This window comes from Bacillus cereus group sp. RP43, from assembly GCF_040459645.1.
In the GTDB taxonomy this organism is placed as follows: Bacteria; Bacillota; Bacilli; order Bacillales; family Bacillaceae_G; genus Bacillus_A; species Bacillus_A mycoides_C.
Genome location: NZ_JARVHQ010000001.1, coordinates 502,371 through 527,216, shown reverse-complemented (window position 1 = coordinate 527,216; position 24,846 = coordinate 502,371). Strand labels below are relative to the sequence as shown.

Genomic DNA, 24,846 nt, shown 5'->3' with positions numbered 1-24,846 from the left:
CCTTCATCGTTAATCATTCCCTATACGATGAAGGAATATGCAAAAAAATAATCTCCAAATTGATTGGAGATTAAAACATTTGATATCCACTTTTCCGAAGTTTTTTAATTATAATTCCTGCTAAAGCAGCACCTACTAATCCAGTGGATAGAATAAACACATCTGCGTGTCCTAAATGCGATACACTTGTCCCAAATGAAGAAAATGTTTCTTTTGGCTTTGAAAAATAGTCCCATACACTCGCTTTATTAATAATAAGCATACAAATAATCGGATACACAATAACCATTACCCACGTAGCTCGCAAAATCATGTTGAGTAAAAATCCAATTCCAAAAAATAAAATAAAGAACAACATCATTGAAATAAGTAGTACCGGTATACTCACTTCTTCTCCCTCTCCTTCGCATACGCCGTAAACACATGATAAGCCGTATAACCAAATTGCTCTCCTGGATTTAATGTTTTGTCCATTTCAAAATGCGACTCTGCTCTTCCTTCTAATAAATATTTGATGAGTACAGAAGTATTTTGATCATCTGCAATGTTTTCTGGATGTAAAAAAGCTACTTCCGACAATTCTTTCTCCTGTACGATAACGTCTTCTCCCTCTGGCTCTAGAAGAAAAATAATCATATTATCACTAATTTCATTATGAATAACACCTGAGCGAATACCAATAATCCCTTTTACATGAGCAACAATACCTGTCTCTTCCAAAATTTCACGTTTTACAGCTTCATCAACAGTCTCACCTTCATTAACAAAACCAGCTGGTAAAGACCATTGCCCTTTCAATCCACCGTATTTTTTCTTAACGAATAGCCATCTCCCATCTTTTGTAGCTACTAAGCCACTGACAGCTAACCACACTTTCCCTCGCTTCCCCATGATATAACCTCCTCCACCGAACGAACAGAATATTCTTTCTTTTTTATATATTATACTATATTTTCAATACGAAAAAAGCAGAAACAGCTCATAGCCGTTTCTGCTTTTTCTACTATATATTAAAAGAACTTCAATTTACCTTTTTTAAGAACTAATAAAGGTCCGCCTAGTAAGAATAAGTAACGGTTGTCGATTACTTTCTTCATGAATGAAGCTTTCCAACCTGTTAACTTTTTGCCCATAACAACGCCCATCGCATCGTCATGACCTAATGAACATACAGATCCTTTATTATCAAATGCGAACTTTTTCATTTCGCCTTTGCCGCGAACTAACACAGTTAAATTGTGTGCAATGTTATAACCTTCTTGAATTGCAATCTGTGCTGTTGGTGGATATGGACGGTTAATTTCTTCGTTGATGATTAACGCTGCGTCACCAACCATGAATACATCTTCATGACCTGGAGCGTGCATGTACTCATCCACTTTAATACGTCCGCGCATTGCTTCAAATCCGGACTCTTCCACAATACCGTTACCACGAACACCTGCAGCCCAAACTACAGTTTCAGATTTAAGAAGTTCAGCATCATCACCGTTTGCAACGATAATACCTTCTTCAGTTGCTTCCTTAATTGCTGTACCGATACGGAATTCTACACCTTTTTTCTCAAGTTGTTTTACAGCGTACTCTACTAATGCTGGATCGAAACCAGGAAGTGCTGTTGGAGCAGCTTCTACACAGATGATACGTGCTTTTTCACGTGGAACATCGTACTCTTTACAAAGTTCAGGAATACGGTTTGCAAGCTCACCTACGTACTCGATACCAGTAAATCCAGCGCCACCAACAACGATTGTTACTAATTCATCACGTTTTTCAGTCGCATATTGAGCAAATTTTTCTTCCATATGCTCACGAATTTGACGAGTTGCATTAATGTTAGTGATTGAGAATGCATGCTCTTTTAATCCTTTAATTCCGAACGTTTCTGATTCGAAACCAAGACCGATTACTAAGTAATCATACTCTAATTCACCATTTTTTAAGATAATACGTTTTTCAGCAGCTTTAATCTCTACTACTGTATCTTGTACAAAGTTCACTTTATTTGTATCGATAACGTCTTGAATATCTAGACAGATTTTATCATCTTGTAATGTACCAGCTGCACTCTCATGTAACCAAGTTGCTTGGTAGTGATAGCTGTTGTTGTTTACTAACGTAATTTCAGCTTCACTTACAGATAATGTTTTTTGCAGACGAACAGTCGTAATCATCCCGCCATAACCTGCACCTAAAACTACGATTTTTGGAGTCTTCACTAAATCACAACCCTTTTCTTTATATAATAGTAATAAAAAATAATACCAAGTACTAAAAACTCTATTTGTCAAGAATGTGGAATTTATCACATTCTATATCATAACAAAACGCAGTCAAAAAATCGTACGAAATTTGTCATAGAAATTTAACATAATACTTCCCTATATTAGTCGGTTTCATTCCATAATTCAAGCACCTAGAGAATTATCGATATTTTAAAATAACATAGCGTTTTCAAGGGTTTTTTAGCCTTTTTTTCATGTATTTTCCTTCCGTTATATTTTATACGATTCTAAAACATCTATACGCAAACTTACTTATTATTCAGTCGTTTTCAGAAGTATTATTAACTGAAATATGCTATCATTTATTTGAAAGTGTCATCATTTGCAGGATTTTCGTGTACATATGAACAATATATGAAATCAATATTAAAATTCCATCTATAGGGGGAATGAAAGTGACAGAAAATCAAAAAGTTTACGACATAACGATTATTGGTGGTGGCCCAACAGGACTATTCACTGCATTTTATGGCGGAATGAGACAAGCAAGTGTAAAAATCATTGAAAGCTTACCTCAACTTGGAGGGCAATTATCCGCACTATATCCCGAAAAATATATTTATGATGTAGCTGGATTCCCAAAAGTGCGTGCACAAGAGTTAGTTGATAACTTAAAAGAGCAAATGAAAAAGTTCGATCCAACTATTTGCTTAGAAGAAGCTGTTGATACGCTTGAAAAACAAGCTGACGGTATATTTAAACTTGTTACAAATAAACAAACTCATTACTCTAAATCTGTCATTATTACTGCTGGTAATGGTGCTTTCCAACCACGCCGCTTAGAATTAGAAGGCACAGCAAAATACGAAAAGAAAAACTTACATTATTTCGTTGATGATATGAATAAATTTGCTGGAAAACGCGTCGTTGTATTCGGTGGCGGTGACTCAGCAGTAGACTGGACAATGATGTTAGAACCGATCGCGGACAAAGTTACAATTGTTCATCGCCGTGATAAATTCCGTGCACATGAACATAGCGTAGAAAGCTTAATGAATTCCCGTGCAGAAGTAAGCACACCTTACGTTCCAGTTGAACTCATCGGTGATGACACGATTGAACAAGTTGTCCTTCAGCACGTAAAAACAGAAGAAAAAGTTATCATCGATGTTGATGACGTAATCGTAAACTACGGCTTCGTTTCTTCGCTTGGTCCAATTAAAAATTGGGGCTTAGATATTCAAAAGAACAGCATCCTCGTGAACTCAAAAATGGAAACAAATATTCCTGGCATTTACGCTGCTGGTGACATTTGTACATATGAAGGAAAAGTAAAACTCATTGCTTGCGGCTTTGGTGAAGCACCGACAGCAGTAAACAATGCAAAAGCTTACTTCGATCCAAACGCAAAACTTCAACCAATGCATAGCTCAAGTATGTTTTAATATAGAAATGAAAAGAACTCCTTTTACATGAAAGGAGTTCTTTTCATACTCTCTTTTCCCTAAATAAAATACATCGCAATTTGATAAAAAACACTACTTCCTTCCAAAATATGTTACAATAAAACAGAACGTATGTTTCGTTTAATAAAGGGAGGTTTTATTAATGAAAGAACCTATTATCGTAAAAAAAGAAGCTTTCCAAGCAATCGGTGTTTCTATTACAACTACAAACGAAAAAGAAGCATCAACTGAAGGAAAGATTCCGATGCTTTGGAATCGCTACTTCCAAGAACAAATCATGCATCAAATTCCAAATCAACAAACAAAAGAAACATTCGCTTTCTACTCAAACTACGAATCGGATGAAACTGGTACATATCAATTTACTATCGGCATGCCTGTTTCTTCATTAGAAGACGTTCCTGAAAATATGACAACCTTAACAATACCTGCCGCTACGTATGCGGTATTTACAACGAGAAAAGGTCCTGTGTCTGAAGTCGTTTGTGAAGCTTGGGAATATATTTGGCAATGGTCAAAAGAAAACAAGCGTGCTTTTACAGCAGATTTTGAGCTTTATGACGAAAATGCAGTTGATCCAAATAACGTACAATTGGATATTTATATTGCTTTAGCCTGAATGACAAAAAAGAAGATACCCTTTGGTATCTTCTTTTTTGTCGTTAAATAGCCACTGTGCAAATTCATTATTATTGTCTACAATGAGAAAGTGCAGTATAGAAATATTAGAAGCTGTATAAAGTGAAACTATACTCAGTGGGTGTTTTGTTCATCCCCCACTGAGTATTAGCCTTCACCAATCGGGCGTTTACGGGCAGTTGGTCTCCCACCTAACTTCTTTGCTCGAGCCAAATTTTAAGGTGGGAGTTTTACTGCCCGTTAACGCGGGATAAAACGATTGTTAATAGGTTTTTTAGTCTAAAATCGGTACATAGAAAGGAAGCAATATGGAGGAACTACAACAAAATAAATCTGCTTTAGAAGGAAGCGGAAAACCGTTATTAAAAAATACGAACTTCCTTTTTCTTTGGGCAGCTACTCTCTTTTCAAGTTTTGCTTTAGCCTTTTTTACTTTTTCACAAACATGGTACATAGCAAAAACATTAAATCTTGAGGCTTCACTCGGTATTGTTTTCGTGGCTCTTAGTGTTCCAAGGCTAATCTTTATGATTATCGGCGGAGCATTAGCTGATAAATTCCCGAAAAAAAATATTATGTTTTACTCTAATATTATTCGCGCTATTCTTGTCGCAACTATTCTCACCTGGTTCATCGTCGGTGATGTAACACTATATACATTTGCTTTGTTCGCTTTGTTCTTCGGACTTGCTGACGCTTTTTTCTGGTCAGCAGATGGATCTATTCTGCCTGAACTTGTAGAAAAAAGCCGTTTAACACAAGCAAATTCACTTACTCAAATGACAAACCAAGCATCTGTCATTTTAGGACCTGTACTTGGTGGTATTCTCATTAAATTTACGAACTATGAAACAATTTTTTCAATTACAATCCTGCTACTCATTATCGCTGCGATACTCGTTCAAAAAATACAATTTACCGTACCCGAAAAAAATGAAACAGATAAAGGCATGTTTACTTCTATTAAAGAGGGAATTTTATATGTAAAAGAATCACCATTTCTTTCAACTTTCCTTATATGTAGCGCCTTTTTAAACTTATTTTTAATCGGCCCAATGCAAGTAGGCTTCCCGCTCTTCGTCAAAAACGTTCTGCACGGTGATTCCCTTCAGTTTAGTTACTTAGAAGCGTCTGTTGGCGGCGGGATGGCGATAGGAGCTGTCATTGTCGGATTAAAAAATATTAATCGTAGACGTGGACTATTTTGCATTATCATGATGCTACTGTCTGGTGTATTCTTCCTAGCCATCAATTTTAGCACCGTACTTTGGCAAGCGTTATTAGCTGGAACGTTTTACGGTATTACAATCGCAATGGCAATTGTTCCACTTATGGCGATGATTCAGTCGACAGTAAAAGAAGAAATGATGGGACGCGTAATGAGCCTACTCATGCTTTCATCGATGGGATTCATTCCGCTCTCTTACGCATTTACATCGCTTGCACTTGGAATCGGCATTCCAATTGTAACGGTTATGAAAAGCGGTGCAATCGCTGTTATCGTCTTTGTACTATTTGTAGCAATTCGTGTTCCAGTTGTAAGAAAGTTCGATTAGCTACTTAGAGTCATGTATTATACGCATGACTCTTTTTTAAATGGATCGAATGACGGCAGAATCAGTCTTATTTAGTTGAAACTGATAACATTTAAAAACTTGTTTTTGATATGTATTAAACTCTTCTTTACTTCGAAATTCAATGTATGGTTTCATTAAATTATATAAGCTTCCCATTTTTATCACCTCATTTATAAGTAAGAGGCAGGAAGAGAAATTGGCGTGATAGTTAATATTTTTTATTGGAGATGACAATATGATCGTAATTAGTGCTTGTTTAGGTGGTATCGCCTGTCGGTATGATGGTAACGATAATCTCGTTTCAAAAATAGAAGAGTTATTACAAAGAGAAGACACCATCCTCGTTTGTCCTGAAGTATTAGGAGGATTACCAACGCCTCGTCCTTCAGCTGAAATTATTGGTGGGAATGGCGATGACGTTTTGGACGGAAAAGCGAAAGTAATGACAAAAGCTGGAGAAGATGTTACAGAAGCTTTCGTGAGCGGTGCTTATAAAGCTCTAGAACAAATAAAAGATTTAAACCCAGAATATATTATTTTAAAAGAACGCAGTCCATCTTGTGGTAGTTCCACTATTTACACAGGGGAATTTAACGGGAATAAACAAACTGGTTACGGGGTAACAACAGCTTTATTCAAAAGACATGGATTTAAAGTCATTTCAGAAGAGGATTTTGAGAACGAAAAAAGGAATTGACCATGATCGTCAATTCCTTTTCTTCACTACTTATTTCACACCTAATTTTTCTTTCACTTTCGCAGGAAGCTCGTCCTTTTTCACTTCTTCCCAAGCTGATACACCTTTTTTATCTGAGTGGTACACACGTAGAAATGCTTCTTTACGCAGATTCTTTTGAGCATTAAATTCTAATTCTTTCTCTTTACCTTCTTTATCAAATCCAGTTAACTTGTACTCAAAATATTTGTATGGCTTACCATCATCAGACTTCTCATTTTTTTCGATTCCATCAGTTGTAATTTGAACGTAGTACTCATCTTTACCCATACGGTTAATATCACAACCAACTAACAAACTTGCAAATACAACTAAAATACTAAATAGTGCAATGTATCTTTTCATTTCCTTCACCTCATATGTTTTTTCTTATATTCTTATCTTAAAGCCCAGGCCTTAAAGAAGAAATTCAAAAACATGACATGAACATTACACTTTTGTAAGATAATAAACTAAAACTTTAATCAGTGTTTTTTTCATTGAAAACGTTATTGGCACTCATCTAGCCTATCCATGACAATCTATTAACGCCAATAACGTCTTCCACGCCAATTTTTCCACTTGTCACATAATTTCCTTATACCGCTTATTACCCCCTCTATTACACATTCAATTATGATATCTATCAAAAGATATCTTATAGATCTAATAATGGGTTTAATGACATATCTCCCTACGAACTCAAAAATATCGTCAATCATGCGTCCCTCCTTCTTGCATAAGGAAAACTGCTACTTCCCACCTTTTTTGCGTAACCTACGTTCTGTTCCAATCGCTGCACCTACTGCAGTAGCTATCAACAAAAATAGTACGGCGATAGCGTCCACAATGAGGCTATTGAATTTGGACGAAACTCCAACAAATACTAACGCTATCGTTAATACTACTAGCATAATTATCGTTATCTTATCTTCGTTCATCATCGTCCTCTCCGATTGTTCACGGTTCTCTCTCCAAGACTTTATAAAGCCACCGACAACTTTACTGCAATTGTTCCCCTAATTAATTTATTATCGTGGTAAGCCATCTTCTACTACCTGCGTAACAGTTCCATTTGGTTCAAAGATTACACGTAATGTTCCTTCCCCACCATAACCGGTATAGCCGTATACTGAATACGATTTATATTTCTCAATCATACGTGGCTGTCCAATCGCAGCTTTTACCTGATTTGCGGGCATACCTTTTTTGATTTTCAAATAGTGATTATAGTCTACTTCCGCCGAATCGTTATTTACATCTTTATACCACGGTACGCGGTCGTTCTTTTCTTCATATTCCTTCGCAGGCTCTTCACTGCTTTTCGTAGATACCTGACTCTCTTTATCCGCATCCTTTATAGCAGTACGTTCAATATTCACAACGTAACTATGTATTTAATTCAACCATAATTTCATATGTACCATCCGTATCTTTTTCAGTATAAAACACGCGTTTTTCCTTGTTATTGTAATGTTTTATGTTCTCACCACCGTAGTCAATCGTATTAAGAATATCCGTATACGTCATACCTTCCTCAATCTTTTGGGCTTCGTCGCGAGAAATATAACGCTTCTGTGATGACGGAGCGTCCTCATATTTAATGCTGTCACGTTCGCTCGTAGTCATAGGAGTTTCCTTCTGTTCTTTTAGTACTTCCGCTTCCGATTTCACTTGTTGCTTTGCTCCCGCTTTTGTTAACACGTCTGTATCGTTAGAACAAGCTCCAAATATTGATGCTGTAACCAACGTCATCCCTAATACCAGTACTTTCTTAAATGACTTCATTGTAAATTCCTCCGGTAGTTTTTAATTTCTAGTAATCAGCGTATTTTAATTAATATGGAACGAGTCAGTTCTATATAATTTGATATGGCCTTCACCTTCATGCATCCTCTTCATCCTTCTTCTTGCATATATTCGCCATCTTTGTCATGCTCTTTTTCTTTTTTAACGGCAAAAGAAAAGACCTTCCTAACGATTTGATTTCATCGCTAAGAAGGTCTTTATATGCAACCCACCCATTCAATTTCCGCTTAGAATAACGGAATGAAAAAACTTAGCACTCTTCCGGCTTACCAGCATTCGACGCTGTACGGAAAGATGATCCACATCCACATGATGCAATCGCATTTGGATTGTCGATTGTGAATCCGCCGCCAAGCATAGATTGTTTATAGTCAACTTTCACTCCCTTTACAATCGGAGCACTTTCTTTATCAATAACAAATTCAACACCGAAAAACTCAAGAACTGTGTCGTCTTCCTTTGGTTCTACTTCAAATCCTAAGCCGTAAGAAAGACCACTACATCCGCCGCCATGTACAGCAAGGCGCACGTACTTCTCTCCATCTTCAGCATCTTTTAACATATCTTTAATTTGAAAAGCTGCTTGTTCTGTTACTTCAATCATGAAATACACCATCCTTTCTGTTCTCATTCTATTATACATCTTTACGCTTCTATCTTGTACTCATACACTCCGCGGCAAATTATTTCCGCAGGTCCTTTCATTAATACATTTCCTTCTTCTGTCCATGCGATCATTAAGTCGCCGCCTGCTAAGTGAACTGTAATTTCTTTACCGTGTTCCATTTTTCCATTTAAGATTGCCGCAACGACAGCTGCACATGCTCCTGTCCCGCAAGCTTGTGTTACACCAGATCCACGTTCCCAAACGCGGAAATTCATCTCTTCATCATTCAAAATCTCGATGAATTCAACATTCACTCGCTCTGGGAACATTTCATGCGTTTCAAGAACTGGTCCTAACGTTGTAAGAGGCGCTTTTTCTACATCATCAACAAAAATAACCGCATGCGGATTCCCCATTGAAACAGCTGTAAATGCATAACGGTGATTATTGTATAAGAAGTTTTCACGAATAAATGGTGTTTCTCCTTCACCAAGCATCGGTATCTCTTCACGTGTTAAACGAGGTGCCCCCATGTCGATTTTCGCTAATGTAACTTTGTCATCTTCTACCGTTACTTCTGCAGTAACAATACCAGCTAACGTTTCAATTGTGAAAACTTTACCTTCTACTAGTTTATGCTCATACGCATATTTCGCTACGCAGCGTAAACCATTTCCACAGCTCTTTCCTTCTGAACCATCATTATTAAACATGCGCATTTTTACTGGTGCCACGTCAGAAGGACAAATTAAAATCATTCCATCTGCACCAATACCAGTATTAATATTTGAAACCTTTTCCGCTACAAGTGCTAAATCTTCTTCTCTAATTTGTTCCTCAAACATATTTACATATATATAACTATTTCCAAGACCATGCATTTTTGTAAAAGAAAATTGGCTCATTTTTATTCACTCCAAAAATAATTTATTATTTCAAGTATAAAATGCATGCTTTTAGAACACAATACGAATGTCCCCCGTTTCTCATATTTGACAGCGTTTTGGCAATAAGCCGTTCTTACACAAATCGTGTAAGAAAAAAGCCCTTCTAAAAGGGCCTTTTTTTTCGAAATCAACACTCCTAATAAATGAAAAAAGAAAAACGTTGCTTGTTTGCAACGCTTTAAAACATTGGATTTTCATCCAAATAATCATATACATTATTTACAAGTTCTTCTACTGTTGTGCCTTGTACAACTTCACCATTTACAAGTGCAAATGGACCTTCAAAACAGATGCCACAATATCCTAAACAACCATATTCCATTACGTCTAAATTAGGATCTTTTTCTAATTTTTCTAAAGCCGCTTGCGAACCGCTTGCAAGGTTACCTACACAAAATTCGATTAATGGTTTAATCAAAACTCTCCCCCCTGTATCTCTAAACAAATTACCACTTACTTTAGCAGGTATAAAGTGCATACCTAATTTACGAAACGGATAAGTAACCCTCTCTACTTATTACCATTCCACTTTATTTATAAGAAGAAAACTAAGCTGTTTCTTGTTGTTTTCGTTATATATTCTAAACTATTTAGTTACTTCACTATTTCACTTCATAATAGATAGTCTTCTTTATATAACATACTACTCATAATGAAATAGTAAATAGTAACTAGGAAATGAAAACAGTTTACTTTACTTTTCTTCTTATTGTACAACAGAGTATTCATTCATGCATTGTTATTTGTTCACAAATTCGATATAATTTGATTGAGTAAAGTCGAAATATTTTATTAATATAAAATTGTATGATTAGGGGATATTTCAACAGAAAAGGGGTAATCCATCATGAAACACCTCGTAATACTGGGTGGCGGCTACGGTGGAATGAGAATTCTGCAGCGGCTACTTCCAAGCAACCAACTTCCAGATGATGTACAAGTGACATTAATCGACAAAGTACCATACCATTGCTTTAAAACTGAATATTATGCATTAGTTGCGGGTACAATTTCAGAAACGCATATTCGCATACCGTTTCCTGAGCACCCACGTCTCAATATTCAATACGGCACAATAACAAATATTGACCTCGAAACGAAAGCCGTTCATCTCGATGGCGGTGAAACGATTCAATATGATGATTTAATTATCGGGCTTGGCTGTGAAGATAAATATCATAACGTTCCTGGGGCGAAGGAATATACACATAGCCTACAATCAATTGAACAAACACGTAAGACATATGAACAATTAAATAGCTTAGAACCAAATGCAACAGTAGCTGTCGTTGGGGCTGGTTTAAGCGGTGTTGAAGTGGCAAGTGAACTTCGCGAAAGCCGTTCAGATTTAAAAATCTATTTATTTGATCGAAAAGATAGAATTTTATTCCCGTATCCAGAGAAATTAAGTAGATACGTAGAAGAATGGTTTGTAAAACATAAAGTTACCATTATACGAAACTCTGACATTACAAAAGTGGAACCAAACATTGTATACAACCATGATGAACCGCTTGAATGTGATGCAATCGTATGGACAGCTGGTATTCAAGCAAATGAAGTTGTTCGAAACCTTCCAGTTGAACAAGATGGTAGCGGACGGGTTGTTTTAACAAAATATCACAATATTCCAAATAACGAGCACGTTTATGTTGTAGGAGATTGTGCAGCACTTCCACATGCACCATCTGCTCAACTTGCTGAAGGTCAAGGAGAACAAATTGTCCAAATATTATTAAAACGTTGGAATAATGAACCACTACCTGATGAACTACCTGTTATAAAATTAAAAGGTGTTCTCGGCTCTCTTGGTAAAAAACATGGATTTGGTTTACTAGCAAATCAACCATTAATGGGACGTGTACCGAGATTATTAAAATCCGGTCTTCTTTGGATGTACAAATATCATAAAGGTTAATACTTTAAAGGCTGTCTACTATGTAGACAGCCTTTTTCTATTCATTTTTTAAAATAACTTTCTCAATATAGATTCGCAAATTTTTCCATTTTAATATTAAAAATTACCAATGGAAAGTGTATGCTATATGTAAGAGTTATTTCATTTTATTATTTTCTTTAGGACCGAATGCGTTCGGTCTTATTTTTTATGCTACACATAATAGGAGGTATTCCAATTCACTTATGAACTTAACAAAACTAAATAATCGAATAGAAGTGAAAAAGAAAGAATTAATCCACCTCGTTGAAAAATATGGATTTGCTCACGATAAAGTCATTTCTTTTAGTCAGGACTTAGATCGTTTGCTAAACTTATTAACGAAGCTAACTACTTCCATCTCAAGACGATCTAATCCTGCAAACAAAGGAAAAAGATACTCCCTCTGAATAGACTTTATTTTTCTATTTTTCTCTCTTTTTGATACGATATAACTAGAATCAGAAAGGAGCAATTTATGTTTATATTAAAAGACATCAAATATAAAGATATTCTACACATTCCTTACTTACAAATCCAAAAAGAAAAAACAACTTGTATTATCGGTGAAAGTGGTAGTGGCAAAAGCACATTACTTCGCATGTTAAACGATTTACAATCACCAACATCTGGAACAATTGAATATAACGGAAAATCTATTTTAGATTATCCTCCCATTCAATTACGCCGTGAAGTTGTCATGCTCGGACAAACTCCGCCTATTTTTGATGGAACAATTAAAGATAATTTATTAATGGGACTTCGATTTTCTGAAAAGCCATTTCCAAATGACGATGCCCTGCGGGACGCATTAACGACTGTTAGCCTAGATAAAAAATTAGAAGATAACGCCTCTTCTTTATCAGGTGGTGAAAAACAAAGACTTGCTTTCGCTCGCATTATACTAATGGATCCGCCCGTCTATTTATTAGATGAACCAACTTCGGCACTAGATGGTGATACAGAACGCCGCGTTATGAAACAATTTACTATACTCGCAAGAGAAAAGAAAAAAACAGTTATCTTCATTACACACTCACAACAACTTCCAGAAGAAATTGCAGACGATATTATTGAAATTAGTAAAACAAATGGTGCAACTAGAAAGGAAGTGCTATCAATTGAAGGGCGTTATTGAACTACAAATTTGGCAACTTGCAGCTGCATATATTTTCATCCTTATTTTAATCGGGCTTGTGAAATTAAAAGGAATACCGCGTGAGAAACAAATTACAATTGCTACATTACGTATGACAATTCAGCTCGTACTAGTCGCATATGTCCTTACATACATATTTGAAAATAGTAATCCGTTTTATACAATAGCTCTCATTACTTCTATTACTACATTTGCGATTTTCAATATTTATAAACGAGTTAATATTCCAATGTCAAAAGAATTAAAACGAGTAGCCGCCCTCTCCATGATTGCTGGATCAATTGGCCCTCTTCTACTATTTATCTTTGTTATTATCGGACACGATCCTTGGTATGCTCCGCAGTATATCGTTCCTATTGCCGGTATGCTAATCGGTAATGCTATGACAGGCATTTGCCTCGGGGCAAATACCTTTTTAAGCAGCATGAAATCACAAAGAGACCATATTGAAGGTGCACTTATGCTTGGGGCAACTCCAAAACAAGCAGCTGCCCCGCTCATACGGGACGCTTTCGATTCTGCTATTTTACCGACAATCAATTCTATGGTCGGAATGGGAATTATAAGTCTTCCAGGCATGATGACAGGACAAATTTTATCTGGTGTATCACCATTTACAGCTATCCAATATCAAATCGCAATTATACTTGGTATTTCTGGAAGTACAGCTTTCTCTGTTATTATCTTCTTGCAACTTGGGTATAAAACGTTCTTTAATAAGCGGTGTCAGTTGAAAGAAGTTGAAGTACAATCATAAAAAAGACGCTCTGTAAGTTACTTACAGAGCGTCTTTTTTCTTTGCTAATCTTACGCCTTCTTAACGAACTGTGATTTTAACTTCATAGCTCCGAAACCGTCGATTTTGCAATCGATATCGTGATCTCCCTCAACTAGACGGATACTCTTTACTTTCGTACCAATCTTCACAACTGAAGAAGTTCCTTTTACTTTTAAATCTTTAATTACAGTAACAGCATCGCCATCTTGAAGAACGTTTCCGTTCGCATCTTTTACAACTTTTGCACCATCATTATTTTCAGCTTCCGCTTCTTGACCCCACTCATGGGCACATTCTGGACATACGAAAAGAGCGCCATCCTCATACGTATATTCTGAATTACATTTTGGACAATTTGGTAAAGTAGCCATAAATCTATTTCCTCCGTTCATTATTTATACGTAAAAATCAAATCGGATTTTTACATGTCGATAAATAAAATTTGTATAGCATTTCTTTATACTGCCATAGTCTCACGTTATTGACAAGCCTACCTCAAATTCTCATTTTTTATTGTATTTTACAAAATTTCAATTAGTATGGCGTTTTTTTATGTCTTCCCCAATAAACAAAAGAAGAACCTTCACAAGATTCTTCTTTTCCAAATAAACGAGTTCTCTCTAGAAACCCCAACTATTTTCTTCAATGTAAATTTGATACTCTTCTAATTCTTCTTCACTTAACTTCTTATTATTTTCGTACACTTCTTGCCATTCAAAATAATCTTCACTGAAATACACAGCGAATTTAATTTTCACGTTTTTCTTCTCTTCATAATCATAACCAGTAAACTCTACTACGTCATAATCCTTTTCTTTCTTTACAAACTTCCAAGTTGGATTATCATTCATAACCTCTAAAGTAAATCCTTCATCACTTGAACGAACAACATTTTTTATATTTGGTTCAGTTGGTAAAAGCGAGAGTCCGAACATAGCCCCGCCAAACACTATCCCCACTACAACTTGTAAACCAATCATACCAGCTACACTAGCGCCACCCTTTGATTGTAAGTAATACGCCTTCTCATGATCAAGCGTATCTTCTGCCTTATGTAAAATACGAACAGCGTGCTTATAATATAAACGGTTTCCTTGCCATCCAGTAAATATCATCATTCCTAATTGAAAAACTAAACTAATTGATAAAAAAATCCCATCTGGAATGTCTATAAAAGGGGCTACAAATATACTAGGTACCGATAATAATGTAAGTATAATAAATAACTTATACATTTTACGATAAGCTAACCAAAAAGACGGGAAGAAAAAGGCTACCCAATTCCATGTATTCCCCTGAGTTGGATTTTCTACTTTGCCCCATTTAAAGTCATAATAAGCTGTATTCTTTTGAACAACTTTATGTAATTCTTGCGGAGAAATTGTTTCTTGTAAAACAGTGTCCTTCACGTACATCATCCTTTTCTTATTTCTACATCAATTTATTTTATAGAAATAAAAAGAAGTAATCTAACAAAAAGGGCATATATTTCACAAAATTGAACGGAAATCGAATATATTCCGACAATTACCCGTTTATTATTTCATTTTACTTTTAAATATATTAGAATACTTATGAATGATATGTTTAATACACTAAGTTAATCATTTTGTATATTTGATAATAAAAATGTTTCACATGAAACTATCTATATTTTGTATTACCTCGCCTCTACACAATGCGTGTAAACCCCTTTCTACTTACTACAAAATACAAAAGACGCCCTTTTCTTTTCAAAAAGGCGTCTTTTTATAGTTGAAAATTTACTAATAAATAAAATGCATTGTTTAGTACATGAATCCCAATTGGAACGAGTAAATTATTTGTTTTCTTATAGGTGTAGGCTAAACATACACCTATACCAAAAATATATAAAATACTACCTACTGTAAGGGGATGCCCTAAAGTAAATATGAAAGCACTTATAACGGCACTACTAAGTGTAGAGAAGCGCTGAGATAATTTCATAAAAAACATACCTCGGAATACAATTTCTTCCCAAATAGGTGCAAGAACTGTGAGCACAACTACGTATAGAATGATTTCACTTATAGTAGGCTCTATCACTCTACTAGACTCACCCACACCAAGCCCATGTGGTAAAACTAAATTTAATACTGCAAGATATATGAGCAGTACGATCATCGTCATTACTATCGTTACATAATGTTTAAGATTATTGAATTGTAATGATTTTATTAAATGTAAACAGTAATTTCTCGCTGGTATATATATTAAAATAATCACAAAAAATGTAAAAAGTGAAATGAGATGATTTACATACCACGGATATAATGAGAAGTCATATAAAAAGTTCAAAAAACCAATTCCATACATTACCCCAAAAATAATTACTATAATACTGATTACTTCGATCATACTCATTTGTAAATTCTTTTCTTTATATATAACTAATTCCGTGTCCCTCATATCCCCTCCAGTATAATCAAACCTTTCCAACCATTATATACCAAATCAAATGTAAAAAAAGACAATACACCCCACTGTATTGTCCATTTTCTTCCCTACCATTTCTCTCTACACGTCTCAATTAAGTGAAGCAAGTACCTCTTCGTCATATCAGCCCTTCTCCACCTTGAGAGCATTTGCTTTTCTTCTGGATTATGCCGCATTCGCTCTACCTCTTTCAATAAAGGCTCCCACTCTTTCGCTGAGCGTTCTAACAAGTATTGCAATCCTCTATCTTTTGAAACAATTGTTTTATGATCTAACGTATATAAAATACGTCCCATCGTAACGACCGCTGATTCTACCCATTCTTCTATGAAAAACAAATAGGGACGCTTCGCTTTTTCACTCCAGTAATGTTCTACGTTATATTTCATTGTATTTACTACATCGTCCCATTTTATTTGAAACGGAAGGTCTTCTGCTTCTCCCCCGGCAACTGTAATACCTTGATTTTTCAACGTCCACCATGTGACCGCATTAATGTCCCAATGACCAATATTCGCCTTACCATCTGCACAATACACGTACTCATTCATTTCATGATTGTATTTCCCTAAGTCAGCAAGAGGAATATACATACCATCCATTCTTTTACCTAACGTACTTTTACTAAGCTTTTTATGCACTTCTATAATTTGTTGTTTTTCAGCTTCATTCACGGAATCACTTATTACCGTAACAAAATCAACATCGCTCGTTTCTATATGAAATGCTCCTAGCGCGATCGATCCGTAAATGTATACCCCGACTATTTTTTCGTCCAAAAAAATTTCTTTTAATTCTACTGTGTACTGCTCCATTAACTGCTTTACTTCTTCTGGTAAAGCATGTTTTATTCCATTCTCCACATCTATCCCTCCATATAAAAAAGCCTTTGCAAATTCGCAAAGGCTTCCTAATTTATAAATATTTCTCGATTTCTTCGTAAACATCCTTCAAACGTGGATTTCCTTCTCCAACAATTTCTCCATTTACAAGAACGACTGGATAAAATAAATCTTCCTCCACTACTCGCTCTGCGAATGCTTTTTTATCCTCATCTTCTTGTTCTTCTTGAAAATCAATATACTCGAAATTAAATTTATTTTCTTGTCCCTCATATTTACGACCAATTGCCGCTTGTAACCATTCAAATGTTTCTGTTGAAGATGGCATTCCAACGCAGCTCGCACAAATTACTTTCGTCCCATACACTTGAACATTAACCATTTCTTCTCCCCCACTTCTTGTTTCAACAGTATATTCAGATGTCTTAGTACATAAGCACATCATTTTACAAACTTATTCCATACCCCTATACTGAAAAAACACGTTGTACACACGATATAATATTTCGACAATAAAACAAGAAGAGAAAAAATAGATTTTCCCCTCTATCTTGATTATAATAAAACTGATGAAAGGAGTCGATAAAAATGGAAAACCCAAATATGCAAGAACAAGTACTAGAAGTATTAGATAAATTACGTCCATTCTTACTTCGCGATGGCGGAGACGTTGAATTAGTAGACATTGAAGAAGGTATCGTAAAACTACGCCTTATGGGTGCATGCGGAAGCTGCCCAAGTTCTACAATCACACTAAAAGCTGGTATCGAACGCGCACTACTTGAAGAAGTACCAGGCGTTATTGAAGTAGAACAAGTATTTTAATCTAAAAGCGGAAGCGGCTCGTTCAGAACAGGAGGTCATTGGAGCTCCTGACGAAGAGGCGCTTTTTGCCTCACAGGAAGGCGCGAAATGGCCGACTGTTCTAGCCGCTGGAGCTAGATAATATCTAAAAGCGGAAGCGGCTCGTTCAAAGCTACTTCTAAGAAAAGAGACCAAATTTGGTCTCTTTTTTTGTACGCAAACAAGACATACTCCCCTACACTATTAACATCATAAAACAAAATTGGAAATCCTTCTCAAAAAATGCGATAATTAATATATAGTGAATCGTTCACACATATAAAGCGAAAAACATAGGGGGGGACGACGTATGCCAAAAATAGGGAGTACTTTTGTAACAATTCAAGAATTAGAACAGAAAAAAGAATATTTATTAAGTCTTTCACCCGTTATACCGACATGGAATACGAGCTATCAATTTTTATTTAAAGAAATACAACAAGAATTATTAAAAAAGGTAAATGAAAAAATTGAAAGACACCACATTATTTTAACTATATGTACAGATCAAAAAGTAGGAGCATAGCTTCTTATTATATAAAGATAGACACGGGTATCTTTTGTAGCATAAAAAAGAGACCTCAATTGGCCTCTTTTTTATACTTTTAAGATAGCCAATCTAATTTCCTAATGCCTAACTTATCGACAGGTAAACGAAATGACTCGTAAAAATGATTCATAAATTGCTCAGTGCGCTTCACATCATGTAAAATGATTTCTAAACGAGCTCTATATATGCCTTTTTGTTCTTCGTTTCCTGTTTGATAATATTGTTCAACCGTTTCAAAGTAGTGAAGCGGGAACAGAAGCCTTGCGAATAATAAGCGCCAACCAAATGAAGAGAGCGAATAATTACGTTCATAATCTGTAATGAATTGAACTACCGTTTGCTCCCAATCTTTCTTTTTTTCTATCATCATATATCGAATACATTCTGCTATATCCCTACTTGGGTGATCATATACCCAATCAAAAGGAAGTTTTAAGCGCTTCGTTTGATGCCATAATAGAGGTGTAAATCGTTCTTGGCAAATTGTTGCTGCGTCAGTTATTTGTGGTGTATCGTCCATTTCTGTATCGACAACATATTGAATTGCATTTTCTGCAACTCCTAAGTAATACGGGAAGGATTCAATAAACAATTGATCGAATACGTCTGAAGGATGGTTCATCACTTGCGATTGCCAAAACCTTTCTAATTGGTCGAGCCTTTTTTCCCATAATGCTTTCCATTCGCCAATGCGGCTTAATTGCTCAACTTCTTCTGGAAAGAATGCGCCACGTTTATGGAATATAGAAAGCTCACTTCCTAATGATGTAGCATGTCGCTCTAACATACGCATACCTTTTAATAAGCAATAATTTTTTTCTTCTATCTCACTTACATAGTAGCCGTGTATAGTCGGAACGAAAGTCGAAACAGTTATATCCCCTTGCTGGTTCATATAATCACTGAGCTTTTTCATCTCTACAAGTACTTCTTCCTCCATTTCTCCAATTGGAACAAGTACATAAATTTTGTTGCGAATCCAAAAGCTTTTATAGGGGCCAAGGGGGATTAATTCTTTAACATGCATGTGATAATGCTCATAAATATGCTGAATCATCGCAGTCGCCACCTATGGTTTTTCTTTATATATATGAGCTTGTGCTCGCCTTTCATTCCTATGCACATGATAAAGCAACGAAACGTATACAAATACTAAAAAGAAAAAAAGGTGATAAACATGAAAGACTCAAATCAACTACAAGAAAGAGCATTACAACTATTACAAGAACGCGGTGTAACAATTGACGATATTGCTGAACTTGTTCATTTTCTTCAAAAGAAATACCATTCAAATTTAGAGATGTCAGAATGTCGCTATAACGTTGAGCGTGTACTATCAAAGCGAGAAGTACAAAACGCACTGATTACAGGCATTGAACTTGATGTCCTTGCTGAAAAGGGAATGTTAAGCGCGCCGTTACAAGATATCGTAAAACGCGATGAAGGACTATATGGAATTGATGAAGTCATCGCACTTTCAATCGTCAACGTATACGGGTCAATTGGCTTCACGAATTTTGGATATATCGATAAATTAAAACCAGGCATTTTAGAATACTTAAATGATAAATCAACTGGAAAGGTGCACACATTCCTTGATGATATCGTTGGCGGTATCGCTGCCGCTGCTTCAAGTCGTTTAGCGCACCGTGCTGAGCATTCAGAATAAAGTTTCTAGGCCGTTAGTTTCATACTGACGGCCTTTCATATTCCATCAGTATAAACTCTCTTCCACGGCTCAAAAAAAGAGGTCCTACTTGAAATCCAATGTTTTTATATAGCCTAATCGCTCTCTTATTGAATGTCGCTACACTCAGTCGAAACATTTTCGAATTCAATTCCTTAGTAGCAAATGCTATTCCCGCTTGAAAAAATATTTCCCCCATCCCTTTCCCTGTTAAATCCGGCTTCATTCCAAGTCCGATATCTACTATATCTTCTCCCCTATATAAATTGGCATCTCTTCCCCCTGGCACTTGTGCATTTTCTCCAAAGCAAAAATAGCCGATGAATTCTCCATTCTCTCCGCAACAACCGTAATACGTCCCATCTAGTAACTCTTCTATTACTTCAGCATCTCCTGAAAAGCTATATAACGTATACGGCTCTTCATACTTCCACATATTTATTTTTTTCGCTTCTTCCTCTGTTAACTTATGTATATCCATTCATCTCGCTCCTTATCAAATACTCTACTAATCTATATATATTTACTCATTCATTTTCCATGATTGATTCTCCTCTAATCGTAATATGCATAATTACATACGCACACCTATTTAAAAAATGCTAAAATTTATTTGAATCGCTGTTGTTACACTTCTTGATTAAGAAAGATCGTTAACCGGAAAATTAACGTCTTACCAAACTCAAGCAATTGGCACATTTTGTCATCATGAAAGACACTTGAAAGAGTGTCTTTTTTTCTATACCTGAGCAGGACCTGCTCATTTACAAAGTTAATGCATAAATTAATATAACTCTTTAAACGCATTATTCCCTTTCTACACGTTGCGGTGTTCGTTGCGACAGATTCGGATAGTAAAAAGCACTCCAGCCAGAGTGCTTTTTACTTTCAAACAAGGAGGTTACATATATGGATAGTACTCTCGTATTTAACTTCGGTATCGGTATTGTCATCATTTTATTTGTTTTCTTTGTTCTTTGTATGAGCGGGGTATAGCAATCTTTTATGCCGATAACTCCTTTAAAGTATCACTTAATTTGAACTTCCTTAATTGTAATGAAGCAATCATTGCTGCCCCCGCTCCAAGTATCACGCTAGCTAGAGCTAATATGAAAACTTGATTATACGGAATGATAATAACCGTTAGCTCTAAGCTTGATAACACAATATAACTAAACAAAATCCCGCCAAAAATCCCTATACAACCAGCTATCGCTCCAAGTAAAGTTCCCTCTAATAAAACAATCCGTCTCATTTGCTTCGGAATAGCTCCTACCGCACGAATCATACTAATTTCAGCACGTCTCTCATGTAAACTTGCGACTATCGCATTCATTAATCCTATACCAGAGATAATGAAAATAATTACAACTAACAAACGAATTAACATCATCATTTGCGATAATAATTGCTCCTGTTCTTTTAATAAATCATGGCTATTAATAACTTCTACGTTCTCTTTATTATTTGTAATTTGTTTTACTTGCTTCTTAATCGCTTCAAATGATTGATTAGAATTTGTCATAACTTGAATTGCTTCATATCCTTGCACGTGAAACTTATCACGGGCCCATTGTTCATTCACAATAATATCTGATCCTCTTAACCTTAATCCTTGCTCAATAATCGAAACGACTTTAATCGTTTGTTTGTCTTTTCCTTTCCCTTGTACTTCAATCGTATCATGTAACTGAATCCCTAAATTATTAGCCGTTTCTTTCGTAACGACTCCTTCACCATCTTGTAATGGCTTATTTAAACTTTGTCCCGAAATCACTTTCGCCTTTGTTACTTTCTGGTACGCTACAATATCATTACCTACAACTTCCATTGAATCATAGTTAAAATTGTTTTTTTTCACAAATTCATACCATTCTTGATTCGCTTTTTTAGAATCATAATTTACAAGCTTTGCTGTAAAGTCAGTCGCATTCCCAACACTCGATTCCACACCGTCAATTTTTCTAACCTTCTCCATCCAACTAAACGGTAATGTTTCTATTCCTTGCGACTCTACCGGAACTCGTATCACTAAATCCGCTGGCAAATGTTTTTGTAATCCTTTTTTCATACCTTCATACATAGAATTTACATACATCGTTCCAACAAGCGCTAACATAAAACCGAATGCTAGTATAGCAACCGACACAGCTGCCTTATTCCGATAACGAATTACATTCCGGCTACTAATCGTCGTTTCAATTCGTAATATCATTTGAAACGGTTTTGCAATCACTGGTGCTATCATACGAATAAATAACGGAATCGCAAATAACAAACCAACTGCAAACAAAAGCGCTCCGATCGCACTTGGATTAAAACCGATATACTGCTCTAATACGTTACCTGCTAGTCCAATAACGGTACCAACAATTAAAATGCTAAGGCTAAAAGCACTCCATCTCTTTTCTTTTTTCTCATTACTAGGAAGACCTGGCCGAAGTGCTTGAACTGGTGGAATCTTTCTAACCATGAAAGCTGGTATAATGGCCCCTATGATAGACATAACAATCCCTAGTAAAAACGTAATGAATAAAATCTCACCTGAAATCGAGAATGATGCTTTCCCTGCACCCTCAATATTCACCCATTTGTTAATAAATGATGCTGCAATTGTTTGCGTACCTGCTCCAAGAAGAACCCCTGCTAGCGATCCAATCGCTCCGATGCATAAAGCCTCTAATAAAACGACTAATATAATTTGATTTGGGTTACTACCAAGTGCACGTAATAATGCCCACTGCTTAAATCGACTTCTAACAGATAAGAAGAAACTTCCCATTATTAAAAGGGATACAACAAATAGGGCAATACCACCTAAACTAAAAATTAACGGCTTCATTACATTTAGTCGTTCAAATGCCTTATCGACATAAGTACGTTGATCTACCTTTATATTTTCTATCTTCTTATTTACATCAAGAGCAATTGCTCTTTTCACATTTACATCGTGTACTTTCACTTGAACGAGATTGAATTGATTTGGTAGATTTAATTCTTTTTGAAGCCAACGGATTGGAAAATAAGCACTATGCCCCATTGCTGCCATTAACGGCGGATTTAAAATCCCGACGACTTTCACGTTCTTTTCTCCATGCTGTGGGAATGGCAATTTAATTGTATCTCCTACCCGTATATTTTCACGATCTGTATATCCTTTTGTCAGTGCTACCTCAGCCCCTTCTTTCGGATATCGACCTTCTAATATTTTATAAGAATGCATTTCTGGAGAGTCTTGCTCAACACCCCAATAGGACGGTTTTCCCGATAACTCTTTATAATTTGGAAAAGGGTATGGTATAAGTACTTTTGATATTTTTTCAGCATTTTCTAAGCCATCTATTCCTTTTAAACTTTCATTATTTAAATACATATCATTTTTTATATAGCCAAATTGTAAATTATAATCTCCATACCGACTTACTACTTGTTCTTTCACACTTTTCTCTACTGATTGATTGCCTAGTAATAACATCGTCGCTAACATAACACCTAAAGCTGCACCGAGGGCAATCAACATATTTCGCAGCCAATTTTGTTTCATCGATTTTACCGCATACTTAATTACCCATCGCATCACCTTTACCTCCTACTTTAAAGTGACGATTCATAATTTCTTGAATGTGAGTAACTTGCTGCGGGATATTTCTAAATTTCCATCCCTTACTTTCAGCATGTTCATAAATCACTTCACCATCTAATAAGAAAACAACTTTATCCGCATGGGCCGCTACGAACGGATCGTGCGTTACAATGACAGCTGTTTGCCCTAATTCATCACATGCATTGCGAAGTGCCGCAATAATATTTTTGCTATTTTCTGAATCCAGCGCCCCTGTTGGCTCATCCGCTAATATAATAGCCGGCTCATTTGCAAAAGCTCTTGCTATCGCAACCCTTTGCTGTTGCCCACCTGATAACTGTGCTGGTAAATGCTTTTCTTTTCCTTTCAATCCAACGAGCTCTAATAAACGATTTGCTGTCACCGTTGCCTTCTTTTGCGAAACATTATCTAATAATAAAGGCAACCCTACATTTTCCTCCGCATTAAACACTGGAATTAAATTAAACTGTTGAAAAATAAAACCGATTTTATGCCTTCTAAATAAAGCGAGCTCTTTTTCTTTTAATGTTGAAATCTCTGTACCATCAACTCGAATACTACCTACCGATGGAATATCTAATCCACCTAACAGCTGAAGTAAGGTCGTTTTACCCGATCCACTTGCCCCCATAATACAAACAAAATCTCCTTTTTGAATTTGAAGATTAATATCTTTTAAGATCTTTACTTTACTATCCCCAATATCAAATGATTTTTCTAACCTTTCAATTTCAATAATATTCATCCTAATATCCCCTTCTCTCTCTATTTACCAATCTATATATTCTATTCAAAAATGCAAAACCCCTACTATTTTGTATTTTTTTGACACATACTAACATTTATATTAACCGGTAGTAAGTACCCGATTAGTATGAGCAAATAATCAGTGCGGGATGGCCCACCCACCGATTAAAGTTTCATTTTATTTCTCATGTCAGAAAAGTTGATTCTCGCAACGAAAGTAACCATAATAGTTACACGAATATATAAAAACTATTCACA

28 protein-coding genes and 2 pseudogenes are annotated in these 24,846 nt (G+C 35.8%); 11 read left to right on the top strand and 19 right to left on the bottom strand.

Annotated elements, in window-relative coordinates:
* Positions 1–70: 70 nt before the first annotated feature.
* From QCI75_RS02665 to QCI75_RS02655, 3 genes are all read right to left on the bottom strand, one after another.
* A complete protein-coding gene (locus QCI75_RS02665; RefSeq protein WP_002089308.1) occupies positions 71–388 on the bottom strand; it encodes a YuiB family protein in 318 nt (105 codons plus the stop codon).
* Positions 385–891, bottom strand: coding sequence for an NUDIX hydrolase (locus QCI75_RS02660; RefSeq protein WP_016096628.1), 507 nt, complete (start codon positions 889–891; stop codon positions 385–387). Before QCI75_RS02660 ends, QCI75_RS02665 begins: the two co-directional genes overlap by 4 nt.
* 119 nt (positions 892–1,010) lie before the next feature.
* Entirely contained in the window at positions 1,011–2,219 is a 1,209-nt protein-coding gene (locus QCI75_RS02655; RefSeq protein ID WP_002112603.1) for an NAD(P)/FAD-dependent oxidoreductase, read from the bottom strand.
* Positions 2,220–2,680: 461 nt separating this feature from the next.
* Here QCI75_RS02655 and QCI75_RS02650 point away from each other — a divergent pair, with 461 nt between their 5' ends.
* From QCI75_RS02650 to QCI75_RS02640, 3 genes are all read left to right on the top strand, one after another.
* Positions 2,681–3,670, top strand: a complete 990-nt coding sequence (locus QCI75_RS02650) for an NAD(P)/FAD-dependent oxidoreductase (protein WP_142344852.1) — start codon at positions 2,681–2,683, stop codon at positions 3,668–3,670.
* A 163-nt stretch (positions 3,671–3,833) separates the two neighbouring features.
* Positions 3,834–4,310 (top strand): GyrI-like domain-containing protein, encoded by a 477-nt coding sequence (locus tag QCI75_RS02645; protein ID WP_353759940.1) that lies wholly within the window; start codon positions 3,834–3,836, stop codon positions 4,308–4,310.
* A gap of 328 nt (positions 4,311–4,638) precedes the next feature.
* Positions 4,639–5,886 (top strand): MFS transporter, encoded by a 1,248-nt coding sequence (locus QCI75_RS02640; protein ID WP_144508909.1) that lies wholly within the window; start codon positions 4,639–4,641, stop codon positions 5,884–5,886.
* Between the two features lie 48 nt (positions 5,887–5,934).
* On the opposite strand, the pseudogene QCI75_RS02635 reads toward QCI75_RS02640, so the two are convergent.
* Positions 5,935–6,063, bottom strand: a pseudogene (locus QCI75_RS02635) (helix-turn-helix domain-containing protein); the annotation flags it as partial.
* A gap of 79 nt (positions 6,064–6,142) precedes the next feature.
* Between QCI75_RS02635 and QCI75_RS02630 the strand changes: the two are divergent.
* Positions 6,143–6,604 carry a 2-thiouracil desulfurase family protein gene (locus QCI75_RS02630; protein ID WP_144508501.1) on the top strand — a complete coding sequence of 154 codons (462 nt, stop codon included), beginning with the start codon at positions 6,143–6,145 and terminating at the stop codon, positions 6,602–6,604.
* A gap of 30 nt (positions 6,605–6,634) precedes the next feature.
* Here the strand turns inward: QCI75_RS02630 and QCI75_RS02625 are convergent, their stop codons facing one another.
* The 6 genes and pseudogenes from QCI75_RS02625 to QCI75_RS02600 form a co-directional block, all read right to left on the bottom strand.
* Complete coding sequence (locus QCI75_RS02625) at positions 6,635–6,997, bottom strand: YxeA family protein (RefSeq protein ID WP_144508500.1); 363 nt, start codon at positions 6,995–6,997, stop codon at positions 6,635–6,637.
* Between the two features lie 377 nt (positions 6,998–7,374).
* On the bottom strand, positions 7,375–7,566 hold the full coding sequence (locus QCI75_RS02620) for a hypothetical protein (protein WP_144508499.1): 192 nt from the start codon (positions 7,564–7,566) through the stop codon (positions 7,375–7,377).
* Between the two features lie 87 nt (positions 7,567–7,653).
* A pseudogene (locus tag QCI75_RS02615) lies at positions 7,654–8,410 on the bottom strand (hypothetical protein).
* A gap of 271 nt (positions 8,411–8,681) precedes the next feature.
* On the bottom strand, positions 8,682–9,035 hold the full coding sequence (locus QCI75_RS02610) for a HesB/IscA family protein (protein WP_000573823.1): 354 nt from the start codon (positions 9,033–9,035) through the stop codon (positions 8,682–8,684).
* A 41-nt stretch (positions 9,036–9,076) separates the two neighbouring features.
* Positions 9,077–9,943 (bottom strand): diaminopimelate epimerase, encoded by an 867-nt coding sequence (gene dapF / locus QCI75_RS02605; RefSeq protein WP_070145330.1) that lies wholly within the window; start codon positions 9,941–9,943, stop codon positions 9,077–9,079.
* Between the two features lie 220 nt (positions 9,944–10,163).
* Entirely contained in the window at positions 10,164–10,403 is a 240-nt protein-coding gene (locus QCI75_RS02600) for a YuzB family protein (protein ID WP_025149573.1), read from the bottom strand.
* A 429-nt stretch (positions 10,404–10,832) separates the two neighbouring features.
* Between QCI75_RS02600 and QCI75_RS02595 the strand changes: the two genes are divergently transcribed.
* From QCI75_RS02595 to QCI75_RS02580, 4 genes are all read left to right on the top strand, one after another.
* Entirely contained in the window at positions 10,833–11,903 is a 1,071-nt protein-coding gene (locus QCI75_RS02595; RefSeq protein ID WP_144508496.1) for an NAD(P)/FAD-dependent oxidoreductase, read from the top strand.
* Positions 11,904–12,127: 224 nt separating this feature from the next.
* Positions 12,128–12,331, top strand: coding sequence for an aspartyl-phosphate phosphatase Spo0E family protein (locus QCI75_RS02590; protein ID WP_144508495.1), 204 nt, complete (start codon positions 12,128–12,130; stop codon positions 12,329–12,331).
* Positions 12,332–12,399: 68 nt separating this feature from the next.
* Entirely contained in the window at positions 12,400–13,059 is a 660-nt protein-coding gene (locus QCI75_RS02585; RefSeq protein ID WP_144508494.1) for an ABC transporter ATP-binding protein, read from the top strand.
* Entirely contained in the window at positions 13,043–13,837 is a 795-nt protein-coding gene (locus tag QCI75_RS02580) for an ABC transporter permease (protein ID WP_097809355.1), read from the top strand. The genes QCI75_RS02585 and QCI75_RS02580 overlap by 17 nt, the downstream gene beginning before the upstream one ends.
* A 50-nt stretch (positions 13,838–13,887) precedes the next feature.
* Here the strand turns inward: QCI75_RS02580 and phnA are convergent, their stop codons facing one another.
* The 5 genes from phnA to QCI75_RS02555 form a co-directional block, all read right to left on the bottom strand.
* The gene (phnA, locus tag QCI75_RS02575; protein WP_002112620.1) at positions 13,888–14,229 is read right to left on the bottom strand and encodes an alkylphosphonate utilization operon protein PhnA; all 342 of its coding nucleotides are present in this window, start codon (positions 14,227–14,229) and stop codon (positions 13,888–13,890) included.
* A gap of 249 nt (positions 14,230–14,478) precedes the next feature.
* Positions 14,479–15,273 carry a DUF2628 domain-containing protein gene (locus tag QCI75_RS02570; protein ID WP_144508492.1) on the bottom strand — a complete coding sequence of 265 codons (795 nt, stop codon included), beginning with the start codon at positions 15,271–15,273 and terminating at the stop codon, positions 14,479–14,481.
* 334 nt (positions 15,274–15,607) lie between these two features.
* Positions 15,608–16,288, bottom strand: coding sequence for a CPBP family intramembrane glutamic endopeptidase (locus QCI75_RS02565; RefSeq protein ID WP_353759939.1), 681 nt, complete (start codon positions 16,286–16,288; stop codon positions 15,608–15,610).
* Between the two features lie 95 nt (positions 16,289–16,383).
* Entirely contained in the window at positions 16,384–17,262 is an 879-nt protein-coding gene (locus tag QCI75_RS02560; protein ID WP_353759938.1) for a nucleotidyltransferase domain-containing protein, read from the bottom strand.
* A complete protein-coding gene (locus QCI75_RS02555) occupies positions 17,231–17,539 on the bottom strand; it encodes a YuzD family protein (protein ID WP_000248590.1) in 309 nt (102 codons plus the stop codon). The genes QCI75_RS02560 and QCI75_RS02555 overlap by 32 nt, the downstream gene beginning before the upstream one ends.
* Before the next feature lie 206 nt (positions 17,540–17,745).
* Between QCI75_RS02555 and QCI75_RS02550 the strand changes: the two genes are divergently transcribed.
* Both QCI75_RS02550 and QCI75_RS02545 read left to right on the top strand, forming a co-directional pair.
* Positions 17,746–17,982: a NifU family protein gene (locus tag QCI75_RS02550; protein WP_000431179.1), complete on the top strand. Its 237-nt coding sequence runs from the start codon at positions 17,746–17,748 to the stop codon at positions 17,980–17,982.
* A gap of 328 nt (positions 17,983–18,310) precedes the next feature.
* A complete protein-coding gene (locus QCI75_RS02545; protein ID WP_002068096.1) occupies positions 18,311–18,526 on the top strand; it encodes a hypothetical protein in 216 nt (71 codons plus the stop codon).
* Positions 18,527–18,605: 79 nt separating this feature from the next.
* Here QCI75_RS02545 and yutH read toward each other — a convergent pair whose 3' ends face one another.
* Positions 18,606–19,607: a spore coat putative kinase YutH gene (gene yutH, locus QCI75_RS02540; RefSeq protein ID WP_144505351.1), complete on the bottom strand. Its 1,002-nt coding sequence runs from the start codon at positions 19,605–19,607 to the stop codon at positions 18,606–18,608.
* Between the two features lie 120 nt (positions 19,608–19,727).
* Between yutH and QCI75_RS02535 the strand changes: the two genes are divergently transcribed.
* Positions 19,728–20,219 carry a phosphatidylglycerophosphatase A family protein gene (locus tag QCI75_RS02535; protein WP_002068093.1) on the top strand — a complete coding sequence of 164 codons (492 nt, stop codon included), beginning with the start codon at positions 19,728–19,730 and terminating at the stop codon, positions 20,217–20,219.
* 19 nt (positions 20,220–20,238) lie between these two features.
* On the opposite strand, the gene QCI75_RS02530 is transcribed toward QCI75_RS02535, so the two are convergent.
* The 3 genes from QCI75_RS02530 to QCI75_RS02520 all read right to left on the bottom strand — a co-directional run bounded on the left by QCI75_RS02530 (position 20,239) and on the right by QCI75_RS02520 (position 24,586).
* On the bottom strand, positions 20,239–20,718 hold the full coding sequence (locus tag QCI75_RS02530) for a GNAT family N-acetyltransferase (RefSeq protein ID WP_144505352.1): 480 nt from the start codon (positions 20,716–20,718) through the stop codon (positions 20,239–20,241).
* Positions 20,719–21,240: 522 nt separating this feature from the next.
* Positions 21,241–23,814 (bottom strand): FtsX-like permease family protein, encoded by a 2,574-nt coding sequence (locus QCI75_RS02525; protein WP_144505353.1) that lies wholly within the window; start codon positions 23,812–23,814, stop codon positions 21,241–21,243.
* Complete coding sequence (locus QCI75_RS02520) at positions 23,798–24,586, bottom strand: ABC transporter ATP-binding protein (protein ID WP_144505354.1); 789 nt, start codon at positions 24,584–24,586, stop codon at positions 23,798–23,800. The genes QCI75_RS02525 and QCI75_RS02520 overlap by 17 nt, the downstream gene beginning before the upstream one ends.
* Between the last annotated feature and the right edge of the window lie 260 nt (positions 24,587–24,846).

Bases quoted from the DNA above. Each gene is read 5' to 3' on its own strand.
- yutH (WP_144505351.1), bottom strand. From the start codon at position 19,607: ATGATTCAGCATATTTATGAGCATTATCACATGCATGTTAAAGAATTA.
- QCI75_RS02640 (WP_144508909.1), top strand. From the start codon at position 4,639: ATGGAGGAACTACAACAAAATAAATCTGCTTTAGAAGGAAGCGGAAAA.
- QCI75_RS02530 (WP_144505352.1), bottom strand. From the start codon at position 20,718: ATGGATATACATAAGTTAACAGAGGAAGAAGCGAAAAAAATAAATATG.
- QCI75_RS02630 (WP_144508501.1), top strand. From the start codon at position 6,143: ATGATCGTAATTAGTGCTTGTTTAGGTGGTATCGCCTGTCGGTATGAT.
- QCI75_RS02645 (WP_353759940.1), top strand. From the start codon at position 3,834: ATGAAAGAACCTATTATCGTAAAAAAAGAAGCTTTCCAAGCAATCGGT.
- QCI75_RS02520 (WP_144505354.1), bottom strand. From the start codon at position 24,586: ATGAATATTATTGAAATTGAAAGGTTAGAAAAATCATTTGATATTGGG.
- QCI75_RS02595 (WP_144508496.1), top strand. From the start codon at position 10,833: ATGAAACACCTCGTAATACTGGGTGGCGGCTACGGTGGAATGAGAATT.
- QCI75_RS02610 (WP_000573823.1), bottom strand. From the start codon at position 9,035: ATGATTGAAGTAACAGAACAAGCAGCTTTTCAAATTAAAGATATGTTA.
- phnA (WP_002112620.1), bottom strand. From the start codon at position 14,229: ATGGCTACTTTACCAAATTGTCCAAAATGTAATTCAGAATATACGTAT.
- dapF (WP_070145330.1), bottom strand. From the start codon at position 9,943: ATGAGCCAATTTTCTTTTACAAAAATGCATGGTCTTGGAAATAGTTAT.
- QCI75_RS02570 (WP_144508492.1), bottom strand. From the start codon at position 15,273: ATGTACGTGAAGGACACTGTTTTACAAGAAACAATTTCTCCGCAAGAA.
- QCI75_RS02550 (WP_000431179.1), top strand. From the start codon at position 17,746: ATGGAAAACCCAAATATGCAAGAACAAGTACTAGAAGTATTAGATAAA.
- QCI75_RS02525 (WP_144505353.1), bottom strand. From the start codon at position 23,814: ATGCGATGGGTAATTAAGTATGCGGTAAAATCGATGAAACAAAATTGG.
- QCI75_RS02590 (WP_144508495.1), top strand. From the start codon at position 12,128: ATGAACTTAACAAAACTAAATAATCGAATAGAAGTGAAAAAGAAAGAA.
- QCI75_RS02660 (WP_016096628.1), bottom strand. From the start codon at position 891: ATGGGGAAGCGAGGGAAAGTGTGGTTAGCTGTCAGTGGCTTAGTAGCT.
- QCI75_RS02560 (WP_353759938.1), bottom strand. From the start codon at position 17,262: ATGTTTACGAAGAAATCGAGAAATATTTATAAATTAGGAAGCCTTTGC.
- QCI75_RS02545 (WP_002068096.1), top strand. From the start codon at position 18,311: ATGCCAAAAATAGGGAGTACTTTTGTAACAATTCAAGAATTAGAACAG.
- QCI75_RS02620 (WP_144508499.1), bottom strand. From the start codon at position 7,566: ATGATGAACGAAGATAAGATAACGATAATTATGCTAGTAGTATTAACG.
- QCI75_RS02535 (WP_002068093.1), top strand. From the start codon at position 19,728: ATGAAAGACTCAAATCAACTACAAGAAAGAGCATTACAACTATTACAA.
- QCI75_RS02555 (WP_000248590.1), bottom strand. From the start codon at position 17,539: ATGGTTAATGTTCAAGTGTATGGGACGAAAGTAATTTGTGCGAGCTGC.
- QCI75_RS02585 (WP_144508494.1), top strand. From the start codon at position 12,400: ATGTTTATATTAAAAGACATCAAATATAAAGATATTCTACACATTCCT.
- QCI75_RS02565 (WP_353759939.1), bottom strand. From the start codon at position 16,288: ATGAGGGACACGGAATTAGTTATATATAAAGAAAAGAATTTACAAATG.